This is a genomic window from Flagellimonas pacifica, from assembly GCF_900215465.1.
Classification (GTDB): Bacteria; Bacteroidota; Bacteroidia; order Flavobacteriales; family Flavobacteriaceae; genus Flagellimonas; species Flagellimonas pacifica.
Map to the genome: position 1 here is coordinate 1,293,030 of NZ_OBEH01000001.1, position 24,062 is coordinate 1,317,091.

The window sequence follows — 24,062 nt, forward strand, 5'->3', positions numbered from 1 at the left end:
ACAAAATCTGTATAGCTTGCTGCATGCTGCTACTTATAAATTCATGTCAAAAAATAGACTCAAGTAAGCTGTTTTCTAAAATGCCCTCGAGCCATACAGGGGTCAAGTTTAAAAACTTGGTAGTAGAAACTGATGAGTTCAATATTCTCACTTATGGTAATATATATAATGGAGGAGGGGTTGCCGTTGGCGACATCAATAATGATGGATTGCAAGACCTTTACTTTACAGGAAGTATGGTAGGTAGTCGTTTATATTTGAACAAAGGAGATTTTAAGTTCAAGGAAATTGCAAAAGATGCAGGAGTATTTGCTGAAGGACGTTGGAACACTGGTACTTCAATGGCCGATGTGAATGGAGATGGTTTTTTGGATATATATGTGTGCAGATCGGCTGCCAAGGATAGTGAAAAAAGAAAAAACCTATTGTTCATTAATAATGGTGACCTTACGTTCACAGAAAAATCAGCTGAATACGGATTGGATGACCTAGGATATTCTACGCAGGGCAATTTTTTTGACTATGACCGGGATGGAGATTTGGATGTGTTTGTTTTAAATCATTCTGTTCAACCCTATTCTAGTTTTAAAAACACCTCAAAAACCCTAAGGCAAAAAGTACATCCAGACTATGCAGACCGTTTGTACCGAAATGATAATGGCAAGTTTGTGGATGTAAGCAGAGATGCCGGAATAATATCCAGTGTGTTAGGCTTCGGATTAAGTGTGTCCGTAAGTGATATTAATGGTGATGATTGGCCGGATATTTATGTATCAAATGATTTTCATGAGCATGATTTTTTATACCTGAACAATGGTGATGGTACTTTTACTGAAAGTTTAAAGGAATTTATAGGCCATACTTCCCATTTTTCCATGGGTTCTGATATTTCCGATATTAACAATGATGGCAGGCCAGATATTATTACTCTGGATATGCTTCCTGAAGGGAATTTTAGGCAGAAAATGGTTTCAGGTCCAGATAATTATGATAAGCACCAGTTTTTGGTAAACTCTGACTTCCATCACCAATATATGAGGAACATGCTGCATTTAAACAAAGGAAATTCATTTGCAGAGATTGGACAATTGGCAGGGATACATGCAACAGATTGGAGTTGGGCACCACTCTTTGTCGATTTCAACAATGATGGTTATAAGGATATATTTATTACCAATGGTGTTAAACGGGACTACACTAATATGGATTTTATGAATTTCGCTGTTCAAAAACGGCTTGAAGAAATGGATTCTGGAGTTGAAACGGCTATAAAGGATTTACTTGAAAATATTCCCTCAACCATTGAAGAAAATTATGCATATGAGAATAAAGGAGATTTAACCTTTAATAAAACTACAAATGATTGGGGTCTAGGAGAGAAGTCGTTGTCAAACGGTGCTGCCTATGCCGATTTGGATAATGATGGAGACTTCGATATCATAGTCAACAATACAGACGAAGAAGCTTTCATATACCGCAATAATAGTGAGCTTGGCAATCTCAACTACCTTAAAATTCAATTTAAAGGAAAAGAAAAAAATACGTTCGCAATCGGAACCAAAGCAATTGTTAAAATTGGGAAGGAACAACAATATCAAGAATTATACCCGTCTAGGGGTTTTCAATCTTCAGTAGACCCTTCGTTAATATTTGGTCTGGAAAACAGCGCACAGGTAGATGAGCTTAAGGTTATATGGCCAGATGGTAATGTGACAATCGAAAATGATGTCCAAGCAAATCAAACCTTGGTTCTAGAACAAAAAAATGCAACTTCACCCAAGATTACTAAAGAGAATGTTTCTAAGCTATTTTATGAAGATATAACTTCAGATAGCTTGCTAACCTTCAAGCATAAAGAAAACAAGTTTGTCGATTTTAAAAGAGAATCGCTTATTCCTCACATGCTGTCTACACAAGGACCAAAATTGACTCAAGGAGACATTAACTCTGATGAACTTGAAGACATTTTCATTGGAGGAGCCAAAGGATTTTCGGGAAGTTTGTTCCAGCAAGGAAAAAATGGAAATTTTGCTGCTTTAAAAAGTAGTTTTTTGGAGCAAGACATTAATTCAGAAGACGTAGATGCACACTTTTTTGATGCGGATGGGGATAATGATTTGGACCTTTACGTAGTTAGTGGCGGTCATGAATTTGAAGAAGGTGCGCCTGAACTTCAAGATAGATTATACATAAATAATAGCGGTAGCTTCAGTAAAATGGAATCCTCTTTGCCAAAAATGTATGCCAATGGTTCCTGTGTAAAATCATACGACTATGATCAAGATGGAGATGAAGACCTTTTTGTAGGTGGAAGATCCACGCCTGGAAAATATCCTATGGCGCCTAGAAGCTATGTGCTTGAGAATGATGGAAGGGGTAATTTTAAAGATGTAACCGATGAGGTTAATGTGGATTTGGTTCAACCGGGAATGGTTACTGATGCAATTTGGACAGATTTTAATGGAGATTCAATCAAAGATTTGATTTTGGTTGGAGAGTTTATGGCTATACGGTTTTTCGTGAACAATGAAGGGAAATTGGTGGAAAGCGCTAATCCTGTAGTTGGCGAAAACATAAAAGGATGGTGGAACAAAATTGTAGAGGGAGACTTTGATAATGATGGAGACTTGGATTATATACTGGGCAATTTTGGTTGGAACTCGCAGCTAAAGGCCTCTGTTGATGAGCCAGTTCGGATGTATGCCAAGGATTTCGATGACAATGGAGCAATTGATCCCATTCTATGTTCCTATTTAATGGGAGAAAGCTATCCTGTATTCTCAAAAGATGATCTGGTTGGGCAATTAAATGGATTAAAGAATAAGTATGTTAACTATTCAGATTATGCCAACCAAAAGATTACAGATTTGTTTTCTGCAGATGAATTGGAAGATGCATACACTTTAGAAGCCAATAACTTTGCTACAAGTTATTTGGAGAATTTGGGTAACGGCCAATTTAAGATTGTATCACTTCCTGTCCAGGCACAATTTTCGCCAATCTATGCGATTTTGGTTGAGGATCTTAACCAAGATGGAAATCTAGACCTTATTCTCGCAGGAAATTTTTATGGAACACGCGTAAAATATGGACGTTATGATGCCAACAAAGGTTTAGTGCTTTTGGGCAATGGTAAAGGTGAGTTTGAATCCGTTGAAAATGAGATAAGCGGACTTGATATTGAAGGTGAGGTAAGGGATATGCAATTGATCAATGGTAAGTCTGAAAAACCAATGTTACTTTTTGCAAGAAACAACAAACCCGTTTTGTTGTACAGAGCAAAATCTGAGAAATCCGACTAAAAATAATGAAGTCATGAAAAAAATCACAGCACTTCTCTTACTTGTATCACTGGGTGTAATGGCCCAGAAAGCTACGGTGAGCGAAGAAATACAACAATTGGACACTTATGGTTTTGGTACTCCCAATCCGGTTCCGATTCTTACGGAAAACCCAAAAATATTCCCCTATTTCAAGTTTGAGGGATACTCTCATACTTCGCAAAAAAAAGGATGGAAGGTCGTCAAATTGGAGAACGAATATATAGAAGTTTATGTGTTGCCCGAAATAGGAGGTAAGGTATGGGGAGCTATTGAGAAAAGCACAGGCAATGAATTTTTGTACAGGAACGAAGTGGTCAAGTTTAGGAACATCTCTATGCGTGGGCCTTGGACTTCGGGAGGAATCGAATTTAACTTTGGAATAATAGGGCATCACCCATCAACCGCCACTCCTGTCGACTATAAAATTATGGAGAACAAGGATGGAAGTGTGAGTTGTGTTGTGGGAAATTTGGATTTACCGTCCAGAACATATTGGCAGGTGGAGATAAGACTTGAAAAGGATAAGGCCTATTTTGAAACCAATGCGTCGTGGTATAACGGAACGCCTTTAAATCAATCGTATTACAATTGGATGACAGGAGCTGCACCAGCTACAAATGATTTAGAATTTTTTATTCCGGGGAATGGCTATTTGGAGCACGACGGGACATGGAAAAAATGGCCTATTGATGATAAAGGAAGAAATCTGGCCATGTATGAGAACAATAATTTTGGCCCTTCAAAATCTTACCATATAGTTGGGGATTACAAAAACTATTTTGGAGGATACTATCATGATAGTAATGTTGGTTTTGGACACTTGTCACCCTATGAAGAAATGCCAGGGCAAAAGTTATGGTTATGGGCGTTATCTAGATCGGGAGGTATTTGGGAAGATTTGCTGACGGATACAGATGGGCAGTATATTGAATTTCAGGCCGGGCGATTGTTCAATCAATATTTTCCTGGAGCAGAAAATCCAGTTTCTCAAGCTAATTTTGAACCACATGTGATGGATACATGGCAAGAACTCTGGTTTCCAATAAAACAGATTGGTGGCATGGAGGCAGCGTCTGAATATGGAGTGCTTAATATTGAGCGTAAGGGAGATAACGCCACTTTGGGAATTAATGCGCTACAAGCCTTTGATGAAATGCTGCAGATTCTTATAAATGGAGAAGAAGTTTCTACAGAAAATCTTCAAATGAAGCCGATGCAGGTCTTTGAAAAAACCTTCAATTGTAAAGATTCAGACACCTTGGAAGTGTTTTTGGGAGCGGATAAGCTTCAGTATACTTCGGTGAATAAAACCTTGCTCAAAAGAGATTTTGTGTATGATCCAGAGATTAAAGCGTCCGAAGTAGAAAAATTGTTCCATGAAGCTTCCGAAGCCATGAAATACCGTGAATATAATCTGGCAAATGAAAAACTATCCGCATTATTGGCATTAAACCCATCCCATTCCAGAGCTTTGATTCTTTTAGCTGAAGCTGAATTTATAAAAACACGGTATAACAAAGCTTTAGAGCATGTCAATACCGTATTGCAATTGGATACGTATAACCCTGGAGCCAATTACATGGCAGGAATTGCTTATTGGGCACAAGGTGATGCACTTAACGCTATTGAATCTTTGGGTTGGGCGGCTAGGTCAATTCAATACCGTTCTGTTGCCTACGCGCAAATGGCCGAAATCTATTTGCATGAAAATAACTTGAAAAAAGCAGCGACATATGCTAAAAAAGCGTTGGCGTTTAATACTTATAATTTAAATGCAAGACAGGTGTTATTGGTGGCTTACAGAAAGTGGAACAAAGCTGATACATTTAATAAACAGCTTGACAAAGTCTTAAAAATTAGCCGAATAAACCATTTCGCATCTTTTGAGGAAATACATTTTAAAAATGGGGCCACAGCTGCTATTTTGGACAATATTCATAATGAATTTGGCAATGAGACTATATTGGAACTTGCCTTGACCTATCTAAATTTGGGACAAGATGAAACAGCTATGGAATTGTTGGGTTTAAATTCTGAGGATAGTAAATCCAAACTATTTTTGGCATACGCTTCAAAAGGGAAAGATGCTAAAAAAAGTATTACATTAATTAATCAACTGGCACAAACATCACCAAATTTTGTTTTTCCATATAGAAGAGAAAGTATACCTGTTTTGGAGTGGGCCGTTTCCATAAATAATGATTGGAAGTTTAAATACTACTTGGCTCAGAATTATTTAGCGGTTGGGTTAAAAGATAAAGCCAAAGAATTGTTGGAACAGTGCGGAGATACTCCGGATAATGATGCTTTTTATAAATTCAGGGCTAAAACTTTGGACAGTGCCTCTTATGAGAGCAAGTTGAAGGATTATGACACGGCTCTGGAGTTGAACAATAATTATTGGAAAAACTGGGATGATCTTATCTTGTTTTATTTGGAAAATGGTAAAAACGAGGAGGCAACATCACTTGGTAAAAAAGCGGTCAAGAAGTTTCCGGGCAATTACAATGTTGGCCTTAGTTATGCCAAATCTTTGGTCTCCACAAGTAGCTATTCCAAAGCAATTTCTGTGTTGGACGGGTTGAATATCCTTCCATTTGAACACGCCTCTGAAAGTAAAAGTATATACAATGCTGCACACATTTATTTAGCAAAACGGTATATGGATAAAAATCAATTTGGAAAAGCCATTGGTTTGCTTGAAGCTTCAAAAAAATGGCCAGAAAATTTGGGAATAGGAACACCTTATAATCCAGATGAGCGTTTGTCGAATTACTTGTTGGGAATATGTTCTGAGAGTATGGGCAAACCAAATGAAGCGAAAGCATATTTGGAGAATGTGGTAAACCATAAAGGGAGCAATGTTACAGGGGTAAATACCCTTTTTACACTTTTGGCGCTTGATAAATTGGGAAGAAAAAAGGATAAGGATATTTTAGTGCCTAAAATTGAGAAAAGGGTCAAGGAAAATTCGAATGCAGCTTTGATATGGGCACTTTACAACAAAGAAACAGAATCTGTTAAAGCTTCGGAAAAGGTTGATTCAAGAATGCTGGAAATCTTAAAGTATTGTATAGGTCGATGAAACAAATGAAATGTAAAATAGCGGTTAGTATATTCTTGGGGTTAACCTTCTTTCCCTTGTATTCCCAAACCAAAACTGAAAATAAAAAGATAGTAAAAGTTTTATCGTTCAACATTTTGGGAGGAAGGACAACGAAAGGTGATTTTAACTTAGATGCACTTGCAAAGCTCATTAACGAGGCAAATCCAGATTTCGTTGCCATGCAAGAAGTAGACTATAAGGTAAACAGATCTAAAAAACTTGATTTGGTGACGGAGTTGGGTTGGAGAACAAAAATGGCTCCCATTTTTGCGAGGGCAATGTACTACGATGGAGGAGAATATGGAGAGGGAGCATTGTCTAAGTATTCATTTTTGAGTACCAGAAATGTAGCCCTACCATATTTGGATGGACAAGAACCTAGAGCAGCTATTGAAATTGTTGCCGAGCTGCCTTCAAAAGACACCATTGCGTTTATAGGAACACATTTTGCACATGAAACTAACGAAGGAAGGGAAATTCAAGCCCAAAAAATTAACAAGGTCTTTTCCTTGAATAAATACCCAACAATACTTGTGGGAGATTTAAATGCAAAACCTGGTAGTGGTCCAATCAATATCTTGGAGGAAATGTGGCAAGCTACCTACGATAAAGAAAATCCGGAACCTACTTTTCCTTCAGATAATCCAAAGGTGAAGATAGATTACGTGATGTTCTATCCAAAGAACAGATGGCGTGTGGTGGACAAAAAAGTCATTGCTGACACTTATGCGTCTGATCATTGCGCTTATTTGGTTACCCTTGAGCTATTGGATGAGTGATTTGGTGAAATTATTATGGATTAACCAAAACTAAAATGGTACGTGAACTTTATTTGTTTTATTGGAGTTAGATTAAGGTTATTAATAAAGAATTAAGCCCAGATTTTTCTGGGCTTAATTGCAATATGATGTATTGGGTTAATTGGCCTCAACTTCCAAATTATCCCGCAATCATCATTGACCAAAGGAGAAGCTTGGGGGGCAAATGCTCTTCCAACTGATCTACCATAGATTCGTGAACAAATGTTTCCTTGGTTCAATCAACCATATCTATTTGATTACAACAGTAACCTGAATCTTTCTTTTGTCCTTTTTATCTTTTTTGTTAATTCCCAAAACTTCGAGTACATACGTCCCAGCTTTTAAAACATGATTTTTTGGAAGAGATATTTTGCCCCCTTTGCCATTTATCTTGAAACCCCCGCTCTTCGGATTTTCAAAGTCTTTTTTATCTTTTGAAATTTTTGCAATTGTGAAACTAATCGGAACATTCTTTGGTTCTATTATTGCATTTTTACTGTTCAAAGCTACTTTTTGCTTTCCTTCCAGCTTATTTCCAGATTCATACTTAATAGAGGCAATTGGTGTTACAGTTTCAGAAATAACAATTGTAAGTGTGGTGTTTTTTGAAGTGCCTTTATCCTTTTTGGTGGTTGCAGTAATTGTAAGTACATAGGTGCCGGCAACTAGCTTATGGTCTCTTGATGCTGACACCATCCCTTTGGAGTTTATTTTGAAACCATCCTTTTCAGAATTTGTGAAACTTTTCTTGTCTTTGTCGATTCTGGAAATTTTAAACGTAACTGATGCATTTTTGGGAAGTACCGTGGCATCTTTACTGCTAAAAGCATTGTTTACTTTTCCCTCCAATTTTTTAGCACTGTATTTTATAGCGCTTAAACTGGAAGATTGTACAGGAAGGCTATCATCATTTTTGTTGCATGCCGTTAATACAACTGACACCATTATGATGATTGACATTAATTTTGATGCTCTTTTCATAAATTAAGATTTATAAGGGTTAACATTTTATTTATGTCTTAACAACAGGTAACTTTAAGAGCACCCTATTTTTTTTGATGATTTTTTTTAGAAAAATATGATTTGAATTATTAGAGATACTGATAGGAAACAACATGTTGCCCCACGGAAGATGATTTTGGACACAAAGCTGTCATCAATGACTATCCATTTAGTTTTAATGCTACTAGGGAATATTTGCCAAAAGGGGCTAAACCTTGAGATATTATGAGTGAAATTTTCAGCTTTCTTACGGCTTGAAAAAGATAACCCAACTTAAGATTGAGGGTATTGTTTTAATTACATTTTTTTAAAAGTAATATTCAGTGGTACTCTTAATTTCTTTGAGCACAAAGTAACTTTCCAAAACACCAATGTTTTCGATCTTGGATAATTTTGACCTTACAAATTCATGATATTCATCAAGACTGGTAACATTGATTTTCAAGAAAAAATCCACTTTTCCGGCCATGTGATAACATTCCTGTACTTCTTTTAGTTTTTTTATTTGCAGATCAAATTTATCTATAAACCCTTCATTGTGATAGCGTAAGGATACCATGCAAACCGCAGTTATGGGAATATCAAGCCGTTTTTTGTCCAAAAGGGCAACATATTTCTTTATATACCCCTTTTTCTCAAGTTGTCTTATCCGTTCATAAACGGGAGAGGGGGTTAGCATTAAGCTGGTTGCAATTTCCTTGGTTGTTTTTTTTGAATCCTCTTGTAAAATTCTAAGGATTTTAAGGTCAATTTCATCTATTTTTTCCATGGTCAGACAAATTTACTTTTAAACGTTAGATTGCAGTGTGTAAAAAGTGGATTGACCTTTTTTCAAACAAAATGCAGATAAAAATACTTATTATTTCAATTTTTGAAGATATAATAATTGAAATAATAAACAATAATATATTTTTGAGCTATACAAAATCCCAAAATGCAAAAAGAAAAGATACTAATTACAGGCTCAGGGGGCCAATTGGGAACCGCTTTAAGAAAAGCCCTCATAGATAAATATGGAAAGGACGTGGTAATTGCTACTGATCTGGTTCCAAAATCTGATGAATTTGGGAATATTGATGTTTTGGATGCTACAGATCAGAAAGGGTTGGATAAAATTGTTGAAGAACAAAATGTTACACAAATCTATCATTTGGCAGCAATTCTGTCTGCCAATGGAGAGGCTAACCCGGTAAGAACATGGGATATTAACCTAAAAAGCTGGCTCAATGTATTGGAAGCAGCAAGAAAATATAATGTGGGTAGAGTATTTTTTCCAAGCTCCATTGCCGTTTTTGGAACTACTGCCAATAAAGTGGGTACCTCGCAAACAGAATATCTGGATCCCCTCACCGTTTATGGGATTAGCAAAGCCTCTGGGGAACAGTGGGGCAATTACTATTTCTCAAAATATGGGGTAGATGTGCGTTCCTTGCGTTACCCAGGTGTTATTGGGCACGAATCATTACCAGGAGGGGGAACCACAGATTATGCTGTAGAGATCTATCATAAAGCTATAAATAACGAGGCCTATACTTGTTACTTATCGGAAAGTACATCCTTGCCCATGATTTTTATGCCAGATGCGATTAGGGCCACATTGGAATTGATGGACGCTCCAAAAGAAAAAATCAAGACCAGAACTTCATATAACATCAATGGACTGAGTTTTACTCCAAAAGAGATTGTTGATTCAATCAGAAAGTGGTATCCGAACTTTAGCATCCAATATAGCCCAGATTTTAGACAGGAAATTGCAGAAAGCTGGCCATCTTCCATAAATGATTCTCAAGCACAACAAGATTGGAACTGGTCTGCGCACTATCAGTTGGATGATATTTCCAATGAAATGATTACTGAATTACTCAAAAAGCAAGATTTGCTTAGACAAGCATAAAGGATGAGAATATCCTGAGAGGGCCAAATTGAGTTTTAAGAATAAAGAAAGTTATACTTTAAAACATCAAAACCTTTAACACCTAAAAACATTGTTATTTACTATAACCTATAAAATACGGATAAAAAATATCTTTTTGTAGCCAAATATAGGTAGGATCAAAGAAATACTTTAATAACTTTAAGTTGCTAAGACCAACCAGTTAATTTGTTTACAAAACTTAAAATATCCCTATTGCTTTTTATGGTTTTTTGTGTCGTCTTCGGACATGCCCAAAAGACCTATAAGGACTCAATTGATATCTATTTTGATCAAATTCAAAATTTGATTTCATTAAAGGACAACTACAAAGAAGATTTTCTCGACCCTGAATTTTTACTGGATAAAAAAGACAAGGTTACCGGACGTGAAAAAGTGGCCACTTTGCTCAAGTTATATTCAGCTTACGTGTACAAGTCTTCGGAAACAGCTAGAACATACAACCAAAGGGCACTGGAGCTTTCAAAAGATATTGGGCTTAAGCAGGGCGAGCTTTGTGGAACATTTAATGAAGCATACCTTTTGTTTGTTAGCGGTCAGTTTGATGAGGCAATGGATTTAGTACAAGGAATTTCTAAGTATGTGAGTGTTAGGAATTATCCTGAAACTTATGCAGATGTTTATACGTTGATTTCATATATACATACGGAGAAAGGAGAGTTTGACATGGCTCTTGAAACTGGTCTTGGATTGTTGGATGTTGCGGAAAAATCGGCCAATGAATATCTTTTGATGAGGGCATACTCAGCATTGTCCCATTATTATTTACGCATAGAAAATTATCCTGAAGCCTTAAGTTATTGCTTAAAAGGTCTGCATTATGTGATAAGGTTAAGAAAAGTGCAGTACATATTTCCCAAAATAGATGAGATTGCCCGTATGACCGCTAAGTTGGATGATACTCAAGGAGCTCTTGATGCTTATTCATTTTACGTAGACCTTGAAAAAAAGATAAACCCGCCCGGAAGCTACATACAAAGTATTGTTTATATGAATATGGCGGATATTTTCATCTCCAATGGGAAATACGAAAAAGCACAAAATTACTTGTCACAGGCTTTAGAGATGAACTATAAAAACAAATTTAGGTTTCGTATTCCTAGAGCTTTGATGCTGCAAGCAGAATTGAATTTAAAAAATAAAGATACTGTCAATGCAATCCTCAATTATGAAGAAAGCATTGAAGCTGCAGAGGATATAAATGCTTTTGATGTTGTAAAGACAAACAGTGGTATTTTGGCAGAATTGTATGAAAAAACCAACCAGCCTTCAATGGCATATGAGCATAGAGCTCTAAATAAGGTTATACGAGATTCATTGTTCAATAATGAAAAAGAGCAAAAAATAGTAATCTTGGAAACTCGTAGAAAAGTTAAAGAGATTACCCAGAAAAAAAGAATTTTAGAATTAGAAAATGAAGCTCAAAGAGCAAGGTATAATACTATAATGATTGTCTTGGGTCTAGTTGTTATCAGTGGTTTTTTTGCTGTTCTCTCCTATTTGAAAGTCAGGGCCAAGAATAAACTATTATATAAGAGAACTATGGAATTGGCAGAGATACAAGTGGGTATGGGGGAAAAGCTAAGACAATTGGAAGCTGCTCAAAGCCAAACCAACGACTCTGATATTGATGAGGATGATGCCAAGTTAAAGAGTACTAATACCTTGGATAATGATGTTAAGAACATTATTCTTAGGCGACTTGAGAAATTGGAAATGGAAAAATTCTTTATTGATCAAAATTGTAGTTTAAGACAGGTGGCACAGCAATTAAAGACCAATCCAAAATATTTATCTCAAGTGGTCAACCAAGAAAAGAAATCCAGCTTTACCAACTACATCAATGAACTTAGAATAAATTACTTGTTATCAAGGTTGTTGCAAGACGAAGATTTTAGAAACAGCAAACTGAGTTATATAGCTGCTTCAATTGGCTATAACAACTTAAATACTTTTAATACTGCCTTTAAGAAAAAACAAGGAATATTGCCCTCTTATTTCATCAAGGAACTTATTCAGGACCAAAACTGAATTGTATTCTTAAAAATTGGCCCCATATAATTTACTCACATTTTGGTCCAGTCAATTCTTTTCCTTTTTGTGATGTTGTTCTCCTTATGATAAGATTTCACAAAAGCTTCATATTCTTCCCACAAAGTATCCACATCTTTTTGTAAAATACCTTGTATTGCCGCTTTATAGCTCCAAGGCTCTAAGGTTTTTACAGATGCATTGAACTTATATATGAAATTAGGGTCGTAGGTATCTACAATCCATTTTAGAAAGAATCCCGATGTGGTATAACCCGAAAGATATTTGTACCCATCAAAGCCTAAATCTGGGTGTCTGGTTTTATGATATCCTGCATTAATACGCACCAAATCGGCTTCGCCCTCCAAGAAAGCAAAATAATCGTATCCAGGTTTATATTGATTATCCACGGTGGAGGGGCTGAATTGATATCCATGTGTAAGCTCATGCCAAAGAATGCCGTATAATTCATGTCTGACAGCATCATCAGATTCTTCTTTTAGGGCATTTTGAATATATTTTGTGCTGAACCAAAGCTCCATGGCCGAAGCATTTCCACCCCTGGCAGCCAGAACATTGCTCCAATTAAAAGTGAAATTTACCTTTTCAAAATCGGGAACTTCGGTTAAGTTCCTGTACAATTGTTTGCAAACTCCCAAAGTAACTTCATTGATAGCAACCTTTAAATGTGGCATCACGGACACTGCCCTTTTGTATCCTTCAGAAACTGTGTCCGTGGGAGTTAAGAAAATTTCCGGGAAATAAAAGCCCTTCCATGGATTTTCGGGGTCGTAAACCTTAACCATCCTTTTTACACGCAAAGTGTCCGCACCAAACTGGTTTTTAGTTACCAAAGTGACCGAATGATTACCAGGAGTTTGATAAACAACTTTCGGATTTTGTTCATTACTTGTGGCAGGAATTCCATTTTCAAAAACCCAATGCCAGGCATGGGGTGCATTGGCCGAAAGGTCCCTAAACTTGATAGTGTCGTTAATCTTAGTGCTACTTGATTCAATGGAAAATTCTGTCACGGGTTTATCAGTTAGTGCCACTAGTTCAATCTCTGCTATTTGCAAGAAATCATCCCCATAAACTGAGGTGTGGGAATGCTCCAAATCCAACTTATAAAACGAATACCCTACTATATTCTGCTCTAAGCCATAGATATTGACACCTCCTCTTTCTTTAAACTGTTGGTTTTTCTTTATGTCCAATGTATCCCATAATTTTCCATCTTTACAACCACTTAACACCCAATTTTTGGGATCTCTTCCCGGAGCATCATTTGCAGAAGTAATTTTGTATTTCTTTAAAACAGATGGAGACTCGCAACGTATTAGAATTGAATTTTTAGGGTAAGCAACCAAAAATTTGGTGTTTTTATCGTTGTCAAATACTTTGTCCAAATCTTCAGATTCACTAAAACCATTGTGCTCACTCTTAATTTCAGTTTTTGAGTTTACAATGTTCTTATATCCTTGCTTAAATGGATTTACATTTTTCACCCTTTCTTCACATCCGCCAGATATTAATGATAAAAGGGTTAAAAGTATAATGCTATTTTTCATATTATATATTGAAACTATAATCCTACTATTCCCTGAGCTGATATAACCTCCATTCACTTAGTTGAAATATAGATGCTCCGTTATTGGTCGTAATGGATATGCGATAATGTTTGTAAGGAGTGTTAGAATCAAAGGTGTATTCTTTGGTAATGTTTCTGCCATTAAAGGTCTCATTACTTCGTGAATCTAAATCAACCCACGTTTCTTCATCATTAGACCCAGAGAAAGTCCAGTTTCTGGGGTCTCTTTCAGGAACATCATTTCCAGAGGTTAAGGTGTATTTGTTTACAACTGCATTTTCAGAAAGCTCTTGTTGTATCCAAAGATCTGTAGGATAATCAAAAACCAAATATTTACTTGCTGTGTCTCCATCTACAACTTTTAAAGAACCCTCGAATGCATCCGGGCCATCAATATTTTCTTTACTTACTTTCAGTGTGGATTCAATTGTTAAGTCGATGTCCCCAACAGGTTTCCCAGAGTAAACGAGCCATAAATCTGCCAATGTAAATTCCGTATACTCTACCCATGAAGCATAGGTATAGGTGCCATTTCTGAGAATGGAATCAAGTTTTGCAATAACATCATTGTCATAATTCTCTTTTACCCATTTTAAAAAACTCGCGGTAACGCCATATCCGTTGGCATAATCTTGGCCTACTGAGTAGGATGGGAGCGACCAACCGGCTTTTGCATTATCTACACCATATACAAACCTTGCATAATCGGCAATACCTTCTATCAACCACCAAGGTCCTCCATAAGGATAAGCCTGCACAATATGCATTAATTCATGGGTGAATAAGTCCGTATCATTAGGCTTCTCTTTTATGTAATTGGAACTAATGACAATTTTACTTTTATCCACTTCTGCATATGCCACACCATCATAGGTAGTATCTATTATTACATCTATGGATTTGGCAGCATTGGAATTATAGTCCGCGACCATTTTTGGGTATACTTGATGAAAGATGCCTATAAACTCTTGAACCAACGCATCACTTATTGAAAAACCATTATTGGTAACATTGATTGTGAAGCCGTCTTTTTCTGATGTTGTTTTTGTACTTCTTGCAATATCTTCCTTTTTATTGATGGCACTTTCTTCATTATCACCACTACTGCATGAAGTGATAAATAAGGCTATCGTCAACAAGAGGAAGAATAATCTAAACTGTCCGATTTTCATATTGGATTTTTAGTTTTTGCAATAAAAAAGCTTTGCCGGAATGTCTTTTCTGCCAAACCCTGGGCCTTCCCAAAAAACAGAAAGACCTATATTGTCCGAACATTGAAAATATTTTACCTCAAATTTGTGTAGGCCTTTGGAAAGGATGACTTCCTCTTTTTGGGTAAAGCTGAAAGATTTCCTTCCGTCACTTTCAAAAAGTTCCTTGTCATCTATCAAGAGTTGGGCGCCATCATTGGCAGAGACCTCAAAGGTATAAGTGCCAGATGTCGGAATGTCGATATATCCATCAAAGTCATAGCCAATCCATTCATCACGTAATCTATTGGAGATATCCACACTTTCAACGATTCCCGTTTGTACAGGAGGTACCCTTGAAAAATCATATACAGAACGAAAAATACCTTCGTAATAGGCATAATTCAGACCTTGCTGTAATGTGTTCCTGTCAACATTGGTTATGTCACTCAGTTTAGTAAGTGTAAACTTAGCAGTGTAGCTGGATTCCATGGTCTTATGGAAGGCCTTTACTTTTAGTGAAGTGGTTTTATCAACGGTAAACGGAACGGTGAATTTGGTGCTGTATTGCGTCGGCTCTGAACCATCTGTGGTAAAATATATTTCCGCTTCTCTGGTATCGCATCCAAAGTCAACGGTCATGCTGCCCAAAAATTCCTTATGTTCCGATTTTAAATAAGGAATGCCCACAATTTCCTTGGTGTCGGAAATAGGTCGATGTTTCATATCTACGCCCCATTTCGTATTGGGGGTGTTGGTCATTTCAAAGACCAATTCGCCACCATTTACAATATCGCTATGCTTTAAATAGGAATACGGATATGGTTTGCCATTGATGGTGACTGAAGAGAAATAGATATTTTCATTGGATGCATTGTTGGCCTTTATGGTGAACTTTTTACCATTGTCCAAATACAATACAGCATTTTCAAAAGTTGGGCTGCCAATTACATAATATGGGCTTCCCGGGGTAACCGAATAAAAACCAAGACTGCTGAGAACGTACCATGCCGACATTTGCCCGGCATCGTCATTGCCACAGATACCATCCGCTTCAGAAGTGTACAATTCATTGAGAATTTGATGAACCTTTTCTTGCGTTTTCCATGGTTTGCCCACATAATTGTATAAATAGGCAATATGGTGACTGGGTTCGTTGCCATGGGCATATTGCCCAATTAAGCCAGAAACATCAGAATGTTCTTCTTGTTTTTCCGCTTGTGCAGAAAATAAATTATCCAACCACTGATCAAATTGAGCTTCACCACCCACTACGTCAACCATGGTGGCAATATCGTGGGGCACAAACAAGCTGTATTGGTAGGAGTTACCTTCGGTAAAATTGAAATTATAGGTTTTTCCGAGGGATGTAGGGTCAAAATCCGCTATCCATTTTCTGTTGGAACGTCTTGGGCGCATAAACTTGGTCTCTTCATCGAAGAGGTTGACGAAAAAACGGGCTCTTTTTGAAAAATCTTGATACACTTCTTCATTTCCAATGGCCTTCGCCATTTGTGCAATACACCAATCATCATAGGCATATTCCAAAGTTTTGGAGACAGACTGACTGCTCTTATTGGTAGGAACAAAGCCCAGTTCAGTGTAATAGTTTATACCCCTCTTTTCAACATTGGCACTGGTCACCATGGCCTCAAGAACTTTTTCGGCATCTACATTGGTAATGCCTTTGATGTAAGCGTCGGCCATAACGGAAGCTCCATGATAACCGATCATACAACGGGTATCGTTTGCAGCAAGTTCCCACATCGGAATTTCTCCAAACTGCTCATATTTCTTCTGAAGGGTAACCACAATATCCCTGGTCACCTCAGGTTCAATTATGGTCAATAAGGGATGTAGCCCCCTAAAGGTATCCCAAAGTGAAAAAACGGTGTAATTTGTAAAATCATCAACGGCATGGATCTTATCATCCATCCCTCGGTACTTTCCATCAACATCATTGTACAAATTAGGTGTTAAAAGACTGTGATATAATGAGGTGTAAAAAATCTCTTTTTTGTCTTCATTAGTGTCCGTAATTTCAATTTTACCAAGGGATTTGTTCCAAATTTGTTTTGCTTCTTGCCTTGTTCCATCAAAATCCCAGTTGGCAAACTCGGCCTCAAGATTTTTTTTGGCGCTTTCAATACTCACTGCGGAAAGTGCCACTTGGGCCAAAACTTCACTTTCAGATGCTTCAAAATTTAGAGCGGCAATTATTTTTTTATCGTTGAATTCTTTTGCTTCAGTGGATATGGTTTTGCCGTGTAGCACTTGGTAAGAAACGATTGGTTTTGAAAACCGTGCTGCAAAATATTGACGCTGGTCACCTGCCCAGGCCTTTGACCTTCTATATCCTACAATTTCAGTGTCGCTGATAATTCTGAACTCAGACTCTATTACAGGATCTCTGTGTTCTAAATCGATGATGATATGTGCCTCGTTGGTTTTTGGAAAAGTATATCGATGTAGCCCTGTTCTCAATGTTGTGGTCAGTTCAACCTTAATGCCATAATCATCCAGCAAGACACTATAATAACCAGGTTCTGCCGATTCATTTTTGTGGTTGAACCTTGAACGGTATCCAGAATCCGGATTTTCCACGGTACCTGGTGAGGTTTGGATTTTGCCAGTAGTGGGCATAAATAGGATATCGCCCAAATCGGGCACCCCAGTACCTGAGAGGTGGGTATGGGTAAAGCCAATGATGGATTTGTCGGTATAATCATAACCAGCACAAGCGGGCCAACTGGTATGATCATTTCTGGTGTCGGGACTAAGTTGTGCCATACCAAAGGGCAATGTTGCACCGGGATAGGTATGCCCGGGAGATTTTGTTCCTATAAACACATCCACATAATCCGTTGGGCCTTTGGCATTTTCTTTTGCACATCCTATAATGAATACTGTTGTCAGAAAATAAACGACTTTTCTCATTCTATGCTCGCTCTTTTTATCAAAAGTGATATCTGAACTTTACTACAATTGGTATTATTTTCCCCATGCTTTGTTGGGCTCTTTTCCTAAATGAAAGATTAGTGTTCCTCCGTTGCTGATATCGCTATGCTTCAATACAGAAGTGTTCAGTTCCTTGCCGTTCAGCTCCACTTTTTGGATATACACATTCTCTTTGCTCTGATTTGTTGTTTTAACTGAGAAAGTTTTTCCATTTTCCAATCGTACAGTTGCTTCCTTCACCATTGGACTTCCAATGGCATATTCATCAGATCCTGGTAATACCGGATAAAAACCCAATGAGCTGAATATGTACCAAGCCGACATTTGACCGGCATCATCGTTTCCGCACAGACCATCTTCTTTATTGCTGTACATGGTATCCATTATCATTCTTACCCTTCCCTGTGTTTTCCATGGACTGTCCGTCCAATTGTACAGATAAGGGATATGGTGTCCAGGTTCGTTGCCATGGACATAATTACCAATGATGCCGTCCCTGGTGATGTCTTCATTTTGTGCAATGTATCTATCCTCTATTTCAGTAGTGAAAATTTTGTCTAAGTAATTGGGAAATTCTTTTTTGCCCCCCATCATGGAGATCATTTGGTCAATGTCGTGGGGAACATAAAGACCATAGTTCCATGCGTTGCCTTCAATAAACCCTTGTCCATGGGTGTCTATGGGGTCAAATTCCTTTCGCCATGTACCATCTGATAGCTTAGGTCGCATGTAATTGATTTCGGGGTCGAATACATTCTTGTAGTTCTCGGAACGTTCCATATAATGGTCATAGGCATCTTGATTCCCCGCTTTTTTGGCTATTTGGGCAATACTCCAATCGTCATAGGCAAATTCCAAGGTTTTTGAAACGGATGAAGAACTTTTGTCTTCGGGTACATATCCTTGGGCCATATAACTGTCAATGCCATCAAAATAGCCTACAGTGGATGTATTTTTTGAAGCTTCATAGGCCCGTGACACATCAATATCGGTAGTGCCTTTGGCAACGGCATCTGCAATAACCGATACAGAATGGTATCCAATCATACACCAATTTTCGTTAGCGTAATGGCTCCAAATAGGCAACATTTTGTGGACACTCTCATCATGGTGCGCCAACATGGACTTGATCATATCGTTATTGCGCTGAGGTTGGATGATGTTAAACAGTGGGTGTAAAGCCCTGTATGTATCCCATAATGAGAAAATGGTGTAGTTTTTAAACCCTTCGGATTCATGAATATTTTGGTCGAGGCCTCGATATTTTCCATCAACATCTTCATAAACTATAGGTCCAAGCATGGTATGGTACAATGCTGTATAGAATGTCTGTTTTTGTGCTAGTGTTTGGGTATCTACGGTTATTTTAGAAAGTTCTTTATTCCATTTTTCCTGGGTTTCCTTTTTGGTCTGTTCAAAGTGCCAATGTGGAATTTCGGCTTCCATATTTTTTAATGCTCCAGCTGTGCTTACCGAAGAAAGAGCCATTTTAACTTTTATTTTTTCATTGTCATCGGTCTTGAAATTAAAATAGGCCCTGATGTTTTTTCCGGCCATTTCAGGAAAGTTCTCTTCTTCATTGAATCTGCGATAAAAGCCTCCATATAATTGGGAATCATATTTTTTGTGTCCATAGGAATGAAAGGGTTTTGAGAATTGCATGGCAAAGAATACTTTTCGGGTTCTTGCCCAGCCGTTGGTTTGCCTATATCCTGTAATTAATGAGTCGTTCTCTACTCGTACAAAGGTCCATACATTTTTGTCTTTATGATGATAAATGTTCGATATCAAATCGAGAATTATATGGGAATTCTCAGATTTTGGAAATGTATATTGATGAAAACCAACCCTGTCACTTGCGGTCAGTTCGGCCTGTACATTGTAATCGTCTAGTTGTACTTTATAATATCCTGGTGTGGCCTCCTCCTTGGCATGAGAAAATTTAGAATGGTAGCCACTATTTGGAATTTCCGAGATACCTGGGTCTAGCTTTAGTTCGCCGACGGTGGGCATGACTAAAAGGTCACCCAAATCCGAATGTCCCGTTCCGCTAAAATGGGTATGGCTAAAACCAAAAATGGTGGAGTCTGCATATTGGTATCCAGAACAATACTCATAGGTCCGCCTGTTATACCTACCTGATTTTGCATAAGGTTGGTTATTGGTTTCGGGGCTCAATTGAACCATTCCAAATGGGGTTGAAGGTCCAGGATACGTGTGACCCATGTTTTTGGTGCCCACCATTGGATTTACATAACCAATTAGGTTTTCAGATACCGTTGAAGCTGGTACTTTTTTATCAATGTTTGGTTCTTGTTTACATGAAACCAAAAAAAGTAGCAATGCCGACCATAGACCAATGGAGAATGTTTTTCTTAATGTCATTGTATTATTGGATTGTGAGTGCAGATGATATTTTTCATATCTATATAGTACGTGCGTGTTTAATTAAAGATCAGTTTCAAATAAAAGGCAGCATCTAAATGAAGATACTGCCCTTCGATGATTAACTAATTGAAGTAGAATTGGATTACGCACAATCCTACTTCCGAACTTAAAACTAACTCTAACTCAAATGGACTTGTTGTAGTAATTCTGGCACTGCAAACTCCATGCTGAATTTCTTATGTCTTAAGAGTATGAACTACGACGAATATAGAGCAAACCCCTTTAAATAGTGGGGAAATACATTGAATGAACTGTAAAATTCATGAATTTTGGTGCTGAGGAATCATTTTGAAGTTTCTTTTACATTTTCGTTTGTTTTATGAGCCAGAACCCTGTTCCTGTTTTGGGTTACTACATAAATAAAATCACCCCTGTTGGTTTTGACCTTTGCAATTGATTTGGCATCTCCAGTAACCAAAAAACCACTTGTTGAAGGTGGAACAGGTATGAAATTTGCCGTGCCATTATTTTTTAATAAGAGACCATTTAATGCATCGTATCTTCCAATGAAAGTTTCATTGCCATAATCATTGCCTACTAGAAGGATGTCTAAGTTTCCATCTTCATCAAAATCTAAAATTTCAATATCATTGATTGGAGCCAATTGAGCTTGGAGTGGGAGAGGACGTATTTTAAAGGCTCCATTGCCCAAATTTTCTACATAACTGGTTTTGTCATAATTTCCTGTTAGGGTGATTGCCCCTTTAAGCTCTTCAGAGTTCAACAAGGTTTTTTGAGTGGCTTCTGCATATTCACTATACAGATTGAATTTTGACCGGAAGAGTGTGCTCTGACTATTAATATCGCCCCAAAAATCCACGGGAAAAGACTCATATTTTCCTTTCTTGTTTTTAAAATAGGCAAATGTTATCGGGTCTATACTACCGTTGTTATCAAAATCTTTGGCGATTACCGTTACAGGACTTTCAGGGGTAGGCGCAAAGAAATTGTTTGCTCCCATATTACCGACTACAAAATCCATGTCTCCATCATTGTCCATATCAGCGGCTTGAATGCTTTCCCACCAACCAAAATAACTCTCGAGCCCAGAAGCGGTCTTTTCAACAAACGAAGTCTTTTGGTTTTTAAAAATGGTTATGGGCATTAGCTCACCTACGACAACAAGGTCTTTCAATTGGTCATTATCAATATCTGTCCATATAGCATCAGTAATCATGCCCAAATCTTTTAATTTGGGCAAGTATTGACTGCTAACATCCACCAACTTGCCACTATTGTTTTTCAGTAAATAACTTTTTTCAGGAGCTGGATAGTGGCCTGTTGGAGTTCTTCCACCAACAAAAAGATCTTTAAAGCCATCGTTGTCAAAATCATGGACTGCAACAACAGAACCATTGGCATTTATAATGGGCATTTCTCCAGTTGCTTTGACGAAATCTCCATTGCCATTGTTCAGATAAAGTCTATCATTGTGCATGGGGTTTCCTTGTTCAAATTCATAACTCCCAGAAACCAAATAGAGATCTAAATCACCATCATTGTCCAAATCAAATAAGGCCATATCTTCTTCTTCGAAAAGCATTTCCTCTTTACTTAAGAACATAGGTCTCTCCGTAAACTTCCCATCTGGATTCTGTAAGAATATGGATGGAGAAAATTTTGAAGAACTACCTATTATGAAATCCTCAAAACCATCTCCATTAATATCCCCAACTACCATGGCAGGTCCATTTTGAGATAACTTATGTGGTAATGTTCTTTGAAGGTTGAAATCAACAATATCGGCCTCATCATGCTTATAATCAATTCCGAGCTGCTTTGATATTTCTACAAAGAGTTTGTCGTTATTCTTGCTTAAGGCCAAAGGGAAGGTAATGGTGTTGGAGGAAGTTGATTTTGCGTTTAAATAGTTAATGGTAATGGATTGATCGGCTACAATATTGACCAATTTTTCAAACTTGCCATCAGGCCATACTATCTCTACCGATCTTATGGAATCTTTGGCTCCCAGTCCAAAATGCACTTTGGGATCTATCGACGACATATAACCTCGAGTAAGGTTTTGCTCGTGAATCTGAAAAGTGGCATCGGTAAAGCGAAGAACAATTTTTGCCCCAATACCCATTGGATTCTCTTTGGGGCCTTCTAAGTTGATACTCAAGAAATGGTGTTCTGACTCATGGGCATTGTTCTCAAATAAAAAAGCTTCATCATTAATATTATTGACCACGTAGTCCAGATCACCATCATTATCTAAATCCGCCAGAACCGCACCATTCGAAAATGAGGGAATATTCAACCCCCAAGACTCACCTATATCCTCAAATGTGGAATCCCCTGAATTCTTGTATGCATAGTTTGGAGATTTAACAACAGGAATTGAGTCTAAAATCTTAGAAGGGTTTAGGTATTGGTGAACGGTAAGGTTAAAATCCGCAAAATCCTTGTCAGTAATGTCTCGTGGAAACCCATTAGTGATCAATAAGTCTTTTAACCCATCATTATCCATATCGGCAAACAGGGGAGACCAGCTCCAATCTGTTTTGGAGATTCCGGCCATCATCCCAATTTCATTAGATGGTATGTCAGGACCGTTACCTTTATGTAACATGTTGCGCATGTATTGGTACTGATAATCATAACGTTCGTTTAGGACATAAGTAATATAATTGTTGCCGCCAACGGTGGTCTTCATTCGGTAGTTGGTCTCGCCCAACATATCCAAGGTAATGATATCCACAAAACCATCATTGTTATAATCTGCCACATCTGAACCCATGGAAAATTGACTTTGATGTTTTATGTAGTCTTCAATTTTATTTGAAAACGTTCCATCTGTATTGTTGATATATAGAATATCGTTAGTGAGATAATCATTGCTAATATGGATATCTGGCCATCCATCATAATTGATATCGGTTACCGCAATGCCAAGACCAAAACCTTCATAAACAATTCCGGCTTCTATGGTCACATCGGTAAAAGTTCCATCACCATTATTGTGGTACAGGCGATCATTGCTTGCTGCAGAGCCATCGTTGATTTTGGGTCGATAATTAGTTGGCAATGTATGCTCTTGCTCATTGTTTAGAACATAAAGATCTAGATATCCGTCTTTGTCATAATCAAAAAAGGAGGCTCCCATGCTATTGCCAACTTCAGCAATGCCAAAGTCTTTTGCCATTTCCACAAATTGTGGAATTCCATTTTGATCAAGGCCCTGGTTAATGAACAACATATTTGCTCTGTTCTTTTCTGACTTGTGCATAGCGGCACATACATAGATATCCAACCATCCATCAGCGTTGATGTCCACAATAGCAGTACCAGTGCTCCATTTCCCCGTAGCTTCTATATTGGCTTCTGTAGAAATATCGTTAAACTTTAAACTTCCTTTGTTAAGGTAAAGTTTGTTGTCAACCTGATTTCCTGAAAAAAATAGATCAGGCAATTCATCATTGTTAAAATCACCAACAGCAACTCCTCCGCCATTAAAGATGTATTCTTCGTTGAGGATGTTTGAACTGTCTGTTTCAATTATTTGATTATTGAATTCAATTCCTGAATGATTTGAAGAAACATTGGTAAGTAATTTTTTGTTCTTGGTGGTGCAAGCACTAAAAATTAAAAGCACAACAGGAACATAAAAGAAATTTTTAAAACAGCTTGTGTTGGTAGTTGACATAAGTGAATATTAAGAATACCTGAATGGTTAATTA

At 37.5% G+C, this 24,062-nt stretch carries 13 protein-coding genes; 6 read left to right on the plus strand and 7 right to left on the minus strand.

What is annotated here, in order from left to right:
- The first annotated feature begins 80 nt into the window (after positions 1-80).
- The 3 genes from CRO15_RS05660 to CRO15_RS05670 are packed head-to-tail and all read left to right on the plus strand — an operon-like array spanning position 81 to position 7,208.
- Positions 81-3,302: a VCBS repeat-containing protein gene (locus CRO15_RS05660; RefSeq protein ID WP_207763820.1), complete on the plus strand. Its 3,222-nt coding sequence runs from the start codon at positions 81-83 to the stop codon at positions 3,300-3,302.
- A gap of 13 nt (positions 3,303-3,315) precedes the next feature.
- On the plus strand, positions 3,316-6,408 hold the full coding sequence (locus CRO15_RS05665; protein WP_165769918.1) for a DUF5107 domain-containing protein: 3,093 nt from the start codon (positions 3,316-3,318) through the stop codon (positions 6,406-6,408).
- Between the two features lie 5 nt (positions 6,409-6,413).
- Positions 6,414-7,208 carry an endonuclease/exonuclease/phosphatase family protein gene (locus CRO15_RS05670; RefSeq protein ID WP_097044866.1) on the plus strand — a complete coding sequence of 265 codons (795 nt, stop codon included), beginning with the start codon at positions 6,414-6,416 and terminating at the stop codon, positions 7,206-7,208.
- A 270-nt stretch (positions 7,209-7,478) separates the two neighbouring features.
- Here CRO15_RS05670 and CRO15_RS19715 read toward each other — a convergent pair whose 3' ends face one another.
- Complete coding sequence (locus tag CRO15_RS19715) at positions 7,479-7,925, minus strand: hypothetical protein (RefSeq protein WP_165769919.1); 447 nt, start codon at positions 7,923-7,925, stop codon at positions 7,479-7,481.
- 58 nt (positions 7,926-7,983) lie between these two features.
- Between CRO15_RS19715 and CRO15_RS19720 the strand changes: the two genes are divergently transcribed.
- The gene (locus CRO15_RS19720; protein ID WP_165769920.1) at positions 7,984-8,217 is read left to right on the plus strand and encodes a hypothetical protein; all 234 of its coding nucleotides are present in this window, start codon (positions 7,984-7,986) and stop codon (positions 8,215-8,217) included.
- A gap of 321 nt (positions 8,218-8,538) precedes the next feature.
- Here the strand turns inward: CRO15_RS19720 and CRO15_RS05680 are convergent, their stop codons facing one another.
- Positions 8,539-9,000: an Lrp/AsnC family transcriptional regulator gene (locus CRO15_RS05680; protein ID WP_097044776.1), complete on the minus strand. Its 462-nt coding sequence runs from the start codon at positions 8,998-9,000 to the stop codon at positions 8,539-8,541.
- Between the two features lie 165 nt (positions 9,001-9,165).
- Between CRO15_RS05680 and CRO15_RS05685 the strand changes: the two genes are divergently transcribed.
- Positions 9,166-10,125, plus strand: a complete 960-nt coding sequence (locus tag CRO15_RS05685; RefSeq protein WP_097044777.1) for an NAD-dependent epimerase/dehydratase family protein — start codon at positions 9,166-9,168, stop codon at positions 10,123-10,125.
- A gap of 207 nt (positions 10,126-10,332) precedes the next feature.
- A complete protein-coding gene (locus CRO15_RS05690; RefSeq protein ID WP_133067213.1) occupies positions 10,333-12,195 on the plus strand; it encodes a helix-turn-helix domain-containing protein in 1,863 nt (620 codons plus the stop codon).
- Between the two features lie 35 nt (positions 12,196-12,230).
- Here CRO15_RS05690 and CRO15_RS05695 read toward each other — a convergent pair whose 3' ends face one another.
- From CRO15_RS05695 to CRO15_RS05715, 5 genes are all read right to left on the minus strand, one after another.
- Entirely contained in the window at positions 12,231-13,766 is a 1,536-nt protein-coding gene (locus tag CRO15_RS05695) for a basic secretory protein-like protein (RefSeq protein WP_097044779.1), read from the minus strand.
- Positions 13,767-13,791: 25 nt separating this feature from the next.
- Positions 13,792-14,958, minus strand: coding sequence for a basic secretory protein-like protein (locus CRO15_RS05700; protein WP_097044780.1), 1,167 nt, complete (start codon positions 14,956-14,958; stop codon positions 13,792-13,794).
- A 9-nt stretch (positions 14,959-14,967) separates the two neighbouring features.
- Positions 14,968-17,913, minus strand: coding sequence for a GH92 family glycosyl hydrolase (locus CRO15_RS05705; protein WP_097044781.1), 2,946 nt, complete (start codon positions 17,911-17,913; stop codon positions 14,968-14,970).
- Between the two features lie 54 nt (positions 17,914-17,967).
- On the minus strand, positions 17,968-20,319 hold the full coding sequence (locus tag CRO15_RS05710) for a GH92 family glycosyl hydrolase (RefSeq protein ID WP_097044782.1): 2,352 nt from the start codon (positions 20,317-20,319) through the stop codon (positions 17,968-17,970).
- Positions 20,320-20,665: 346 nt separating this feature from the next.
- A complete protein-coding gene (locus CRO15_RS05715; protein WP_097044783.1) occupies positions 20,666-24,028 on the minus strand; it encodes a VCBS repeat-containing protein in 3,363 nt (1,120 codons plus the stop codon).
- Positions 24,029-24,062: the final 34 nt, after the last annotated feature.

What these genes read in the sequence shown, in the direction of transcription:
- CRO15_RS05670 (WP_097044866.1), top strand. Translation starts at nt 6,414, where the DNA reads ATGAAATGTAAAATAGCGGTTAGTATATTCTTGGGGTTAACCTTCTTT.
- CRO15_RS05710 (WP_097044782.1), bottom strand. Translation starts at nt 20,319, where the DNA reads ATGACATTAAGAAAAACATTCTCCATTGGTCTATGGTCGGCATTGCTA.
- CRO15_RS05705 (WP_097044781.1), bottom strand. Translation starts at nt 17,913, where the DNA reads ATGAGAAAAGTCGTTTATTTTCTGACAACAGTATTCATTATAGGATGT.
- CRO15_RS05680 (WP_097044776.1), bottom strand. Translation starts at nt 9,000, where the DNA reads ATGGAAAAAATAGATGAAATTGACCTTAAAATCCTTAGAATTTTACAA.
- CRO15_RS05695 (WP_097044779.1), bottom strand. Translation starts at nt 13,766, where the DNA reads ATGAAAAATAGCATTATACTTTTAACCCTTTTATCATTAATATCTGGC.
- CRO15_RS05665 (WP_165769918.1), top strand. Translation starts at nt 3,316, where the DNA reads ATGAAAAAAATCACAGCACTTCTCTTACTTGTATCACTGGGTGTAATG.
- CRO15_RS05685 (WP_097044777.1), top strand. Translation starts at nt 9,166, where the DNA reads ATGCAAAAAGAAAAGATACTAATTACAGGCTCAGGGGGCCAATTGGGA.
- CRO15_RS05660 (WP_207763820.1), top strand. Translation starts at nt 81, where the DNA reads ATGCCCTCGAGCCATACAGGGGTCAAGTTTAAAAACTTGGTAGTAGAA.
- CRO15_RS05715 (WP_097044783.1), bottom strand. Translation starts at nt 24,028, where the DNA reads ATGTCAACTACCAACACAAGCTGTTTTAAAAATTTCTTTTATGTTCCT.
- CRO15_RS19715 (WP_165769919.1), bottom strand. Translation starts at nt 7,925, where the DNA reads ATGGTGTCAGCATCAAGAGACCATAAGCTAGTTGCCGGCACCTATGTA.
- CRO15_RS05700 (WP_097044780.1), bottom strand. Translation starts at nt 14,958, where the DNA reads ATGAAAATCGGACAGTTTAGATTATTCTTCCTCTTGTTGACGATAGCC.